Here is a 5,268-nt window from a genome sequence, read left to right on the forward strand (position 1 = left end):
AAACGGCCTCGCGAGTGCCTGAACCGGCGGCCGCCCCCACTCCCCAGCCGCAGCCTCCGCCGCGGCCGTCGCTGGAGGACGCGGTGGCGCTGGCGGCCCGGGCCCACACCGGCCAGCTCGACAAGGCGGGCGACGAGTACATCGGCCACCCGCTGCGGGTGATGGACACCGTCGGCCGCACGGCCCCCGCCGCCGGGGTGGACCCGTCCCTCGCGCAGATGGCCGCCATCCTGCACGACGTGGTCGAGGACAGCGAGGTCACGCTCGACGACCTCGCCGCCTCCGGGTACCCGCCGGCGGTCGTCGCCGCGGTGGACGCGCTCTCCCACCGTGAGGGCGAGCCGCAGGAGGCCTACCTGGCCCGGGTCGCCGCCGACCGCATCGCCGTCGTCGTCAAGCGGGCCGACATGGCCGACAACTCCGACCCGCGCCGCCTCGGACGGCTCCCCGCCGAGGACGCCCAGCGGCTCACCACCCGCTACGCGGGCCGCCGCCGGCTGCTCGACGACCTCGTCCTGCGGAACGCGGGTACCCGGGCCAGGTGAGGTGACCGGGCACGGTACGGTCGCGACATGCGGCTCGTTATCGCTCGGTGCAGCGTCGACTACATCGGCCGGCTCAAGGCGCACCTGCCCAGCGCCGTCCGGCTGCTCCTGGTGAAGGCCGACGGCTCTGTCTCCATCCACGCCGACGGACGTGCCTACAAGCCGCTGAACTGGATGAGCCCGCCCTGCGTCATCGCCGAGGAGGAGGGCGTCTGGCGGGTCACCAACAAGGCCGAGGAACAGCTCGTCATCTCGATCGAGCAGATCCTGCACGACTCCACGCACGAGCTCGGTGTCGACCCCGGCCTGCGCAAGGACGGCGTGGAGGCGCACCTGCAGGTGCTGCTGGCCGACCGGCCGGACGCCGTCCGCGAGGGCCTGACGCTGGTCCGCCGGGAGTACGAGACCGGCATCGGCCCGGTCGACCTGCTCTGCCGCGACGCCGACGGCTCCACCGTGGCCGTGGAGATCAAGCGCAAGGGTGAGATCGACGGGGTTGAGCAGCTCACCCGCTACCTCTCCCGCCTGGACGATGATCCGGCCCTTCCGCATCCGGTGCGGGGCATTCTGTGCGCCCAGTCGATCACGCCGCAGGCACGCCTGCTGGCCGCCGACCGCGGCATCGCCTGCTCGGTGGTCGACTACGACGCCCTGCGCGGCCTCGAGCCTTCCATCCCCACCCTGTTCTGACCCGGTTCCGTCCCTCCCGGACGACGCGTGGCCGCTGGGTGAGTCCTCCCCTGCCGCTGAGCCGCCACGCCTTTTTGGCTGTCGCCGTCCGTGGTCCGTTGGCGGGCTCGTGCGGTCGCGGCGGGTGGGGCGGCGCGCGTAGCATCCTGTCCCCGCGCACTGCATGGCAGCTTTCATCACGATCACAAGCTCATGCGTCGAGAACCTGGGAGGATTCGGGCACTCGCGGAGTGGACGCTCCACTGTCGGTGCCGGTCCCAACGCCACACCGGTGCCCGGGACGTCGCACGCCGCACGCCGCGTACTCGGCGGTGACAGGCGGCCAGACCACGGGAAAGACCACCCGGAGGAAGGAGCGCTGGGCATGGGCCAGGAGAGCACCCTCGGTGAGCTGACGAGGATCGGGGTTATCGGGCTCGGCACCATGGGAGCCGGCATCGCGGAGGTGCTGGCCCGTGCCGGTATCGACGTGGTGGGCGTCGAACGGGACGAGGCCGGGCTGGCCCGTGGTCGGGGCCATCTGGAGCACTCCACGCATCGGGCGGTCGAGCGCGGCAAGTTGACCCCGGCCGAGCGCGAGGAGCTGCTCGGCCGCATCAGCAGCGGCGTCGACCTGACGGCCGTCGCGGACTGTCCGCTGATCATCGAGGCCATCCACGAGCGGCTGGACGCCAAGCAGGAGCTCATCGCGCGTCTCGACGAGATCTGTCCCGCCGAGACGATCATCGCCAGCAACACCAGCTCACTGTCGGTCACCGAGCTTGCCGCCGGCACCCACCGGCCGTCCAGGGTGCTCGGCACGCACTGGTTCAACCCGGCGCCGGTGATGGAACTCGTTGAGGTGGTCGGGACGGTCGTCACGGATCCTGTCGTCCTTGACGAGGTCCGCGACCTGGTCGGCCGCGTCGGGAAGATTGCGGTCAGAGCAGGCGACCGGGCCGGTTTCATCGCCAACGCGCTGCTGTTCGGCTACCTGAACAACGCGGTGCGGATGCTGGAGGCGCACTACGCGACCCGGGAGGACATCGACGCGGCGATGCGCTTCGGCTGCGGTCACCCGATGGGGCCGCTGGCCCTGCTCGACCTGATCGGGCTCGACTCCGCGTACGAGATCCTCGACTCGATGTACCACCAGTCCCGCGATCACCTGCATGCTCCCGCGCCGTTGCTCAAGCAGCTCGTCACGGCCGGAATGCTGGGCCGCAAGACCGGTCGGGGCTTCTACACCTACGCCGAGGCCGACTCGCCGCACGTCGTCGACGACGCCGCCCCGAGCGTGGTCGCCGGGGTCGAACCCAGGCCGGTGCGCTCCGTCGGCGTCGTGGGCACCGGGACGATGGCCTGCGGCATCGTCGAGGTCCTGGCCCGCTCCGGTTTCGACGTGGTGTTCCGCGCGCGGTCCGACGACAAGGTGTCGGCCGTCCGCAAGAGGCTGGTGGAGTCGTTGGAGCGAGGCGTCCAGCGCGGACGGCTGTCCGCCGAGGAGCGTGACGCCGCGCTCGCCCGGGTGACGGGGACGACCGACCTCGACGCGCTCGCCGGCTGCGATCTCGTCGTCGAGGCGGTCGTCGAGGAGCTTTCGGTGAAGCGGGCGCTGTTCGCCGCGCTCGACGAGGTGATGAAGCCGGGGGCGGTGCTCGCGACCACGACGTCATCCCTGCCGGTGGTCGAGTGCGCCACGGCGACGACCCGTCCGCGGGACGTCGTCGGGATGCACTGGTTCAACCCGGCGCCCGCGATGCGCCTGATCGAGGTCGTGCCGACGGTGCTGACCGCTCCCGATGTCACCGCGACGGTGCTCGCGGTCAGCCGGGCCGCCGGCAAGCACCCGGTGGTCTGCGCGGACCGCGCCGGGTTCATCGTGAACGCGCTGCTCTTCCCGTACCTCAACGACGCCGTGCGGATGCTGGAGGCGCACTACGCCAGCGTCGACGACATCGACACCGCGATGACGGTGGGCTGCGGACATCCGATGGGCCCGTTCGCGCTGGCGGACGTGGTCGGTCTCGACGTCACACTGGCGATCCAGCGGACGTTGTACCTGGAGTTCCGGGAGCCGGGCTATGCCCCGGCCCCCCTGCTCGAGCACCTCGTGAAGGCGGGCTACCTGGGGCGCAAGACCGGCCGGGGCTTCCGCGACCACTCGCGCTGAGGCGGCGGGGGTCCGGTCGGAGGGGGTTCGTGACCCCTCCGGGGGGTACCGGACGGGCAGCCGGCGTTGATCACCCTTCGGGGCGGGTCGGCGGTCGTGTCTAGGATGTCGCCGGGCGCCGGGACGCCCCCCGGCGGTCGGCGCCCGTGCCGGCAGCCCGTACGCCCCGAGGAGGACGCCCATGGCCACGGTGGACAAGGACGCGCTGCGCGCATTCGGCCGTGAGGTGACGACCTTCCTGCCCGACCTGGTCGTGATGCTGCGCCGGGTGGTCGCCGACCCGCGGGTGCCGCAGTCCGCGAAGCTGGAGGCGGGAGCGGCGCTGGCCTACCTGGTGTCGCCGAAGAACCGGCTGACGAACATCATCCCGGTGATCGGCCAGCTCGATGACGTGGCCGTTGTGGCCTTCGCGTTCCGTCGCCTGGTGGTCGGGGCGGGTGAGCCGATCCTGCGGGAGCACTGGCGCGGCAGCGACCGCTCGTTCCACGCGCTCATCGGGGCGTCGTCGGCGCTGGCGAGCCCGGCGGGCATGCTCCGGCGGGCGAAGGTGGCCCGTACGCTGGCCGGCGCGGCGATCCACCGGGTCGGCCGCGGCGGGCGGGCGGGTGACACCGGCGCGGAGCCGAGAACCGTCAGGGTCGTGGACGGCGAGGTCATCGGCCGTTCAGGGCCGGACGGCGGCTCCGGCGGTCACTGAGGCCCGGTCGACGGCATGGGCGCGGGCGGAAATCCGGGCACGGGGGAAAGCGCGGGCGGGGACGAGGACTGGGTCGTGCGGCCGGTGACCGGCGCCGCGACGACGAAGGCATACCGGTGCCCGGGTTGCGACCAGCTCATAGCCGCGGGTACGCCGCATCGGGTGGTGTGGCCGGTCGGCGACATCGGCGAACGGCGGCACTGGCACACCCCGTGCTGGACCCGGCGGCACGTCAGCGCGAACCGACGTCGACGGCCCTGGCGCCATCGCTAGACCTCGGCACCACGGCGAGGCCCAGGTGGACTGCTTGGCCCTGGTGACTGCTTTGGCCCTGGCGGCGCGCCGCTGACGGCTGCCGCCGCTGACCTCACCGGCGGCGGCGTCAGCCGCGGGACGAACCCGCCGTCTGGACGGTGGTGCTCTCGCCCTGAGTCAGTGCTCTCGGCTCGGAGGCCGACGGCGCCTCGATCGGGGCGGTCGCCGCGGTGAGCCGGTCGCGCAGCGCGCCGAGCTGGGCCGTCACCTGGTCGTGCAGCGCGCCGAGCTGCGCGGTGACCTGGTCGCGCTGGTGCTCCAGCTCGGCGAGGCGCCGCGCGGACTCCTCCTCGGTCTGGGCCGCGGCCGACCGGGCCGCCTCGACGACGCGCTCCGCCTCGGCGCGGGCCGAGGAGACGATGCTCTGCGCCTGCTCGTCGGCCTCCCGCAGGGTGCGGTCGCGGGTGTGCTCGGCCTCGGTGACGATGCGCCGGGCCTCCTCGAGCTGGGACTCGGCGTCGCGGGTCCGCTCGGCGCGAACCGTCGCCGCCTCCTCCTCGGCGAGCTGCAGGATCTGGGTGATCCGGCCGCCGAACTCCTCCCAGGCAGGTCGGTTCGCGGCCAGGTCGTCGCGAACCCGCGCCGCCTCGGCGGCGGCCTCCGAGGCGGCCGCCTCGGCGGCGGCGCGGTGCGACTCGGCCTCGCGCAGCTGCTCGACCAGCCAGTTGACGTGCGCATTCACCTGGTGTGGGTCGTAACCGCGGCGCACCAGGTCGAAGCCGGGGGCACCGTCACCCTCGCCGGACATCGGGATGAGGTCACTGTGCTCTGTCATAGGGCCTCAGCATCCCAGACGGGCAATCGTTGGGTGACGAGAGCTGCGGCAACGGACGGTCCGGACAGTGGGTCCTACACGCCGCGGAAGCGGT

At 72.7% G+C, this 5,268-nt stretch carries 5 protein-coding genes; 4 read left to right on the forward strand and 1 reads right to left on the reverse strand.

The annotated features are described in order from the left end of the window. Positions 1-83 precede the first annotated feature (83 nt). From E0504_RS49535 to E0504_RS49550, 4 genes are all read left to right on the forward strand, one after another. Positions 84-545, forward strand: coding sequence for an HD domain-containing protein (locus E0504_RS49535; protein ID WP_112108560.1), 462 nt, complete (start codon positions 84-86; stop codon positions 543-545). Between the two features lie 27 nt (positions 546-572). Next, a complete protein-coding gene (nucS, locus tag E0504_RS49540; RefSeq protein ID WP_020458673.1) occupies positions 573-1,235 on the forward strand; it encodes an endonuclease NucS in 663 nt (220 codons plus the stop codon). Between the two features lie 364 nt (positions 1,236-1,599). Beyond that, entirely contained in the window at positions 1,600-3,387 is a 1,788-nt protein-coding gene (locus tag E0504_RS49545; RefSeq protein WP_071059420.1) for a 3-hydroxyacyl-CoA dehydrogenase family protein, read from the forward strand. Between the two features lie 181 nt (positions 3,388-3,568). Then, positions 3,569-4,084, forward strand: a complete 516-nt coding sequence (locus tag E0504_RS49550) for a YkvA family protein (RefSeq protein ID WP_071059421.1) — start codon at positions 3,569-3,571, stop codon at positions 4,082-4,084. Between the two features lie 382 nt (positions 4,085-4,466). Here E0504_RS49550 and E0504_RS49560 read toward each other — a convergent pair whose 3' ends face one another. After that, a complete protein-coding gene (locus E0504_RS49560) occupies positions 4,467-5,174 on the reverse strand; it encodes an ATP synthase F0 subunit B (RefSeq protein WP_071059422.1) in 708 nt (235 codons plus the stop codon). Between the last annotated feature and the right edge of the window lie 94 nt (positions 5,175-5,268).

Source organism: Parafrankia sp. BMG5.11, from assembly GCF_004337455.1.

Coding starts and splice junctions, on each gene's coding strand:
- nucS (WP_020458673.1), top strand. CDS start 573: ATGCGGCTCGTTATCGCTCGGTGCAGCGTCGACTACATCGGCCGGCTC.
- E0504_RS49545 (WP_071059420.1), top strand. CDS start 1,600: ATGGGCCAGGAGAGCACCCTCGGTGAGCTGACGAGGATCGGGGTTATC.
- E0504_RS49550 (WP_071059421.1), top strand. CDS start 3,569: ATGGCCACGGTGGACAAGGACGCGCTGCGCGCATTCGGCCGTGAGGTG.
- E0504_RS49560 (WP_071059422.1), bottom strand. CDS start 5,174: ATGACAGAGCACAGTGACCTCATCCCGATGTCCGGCGAGGGTGACGGT.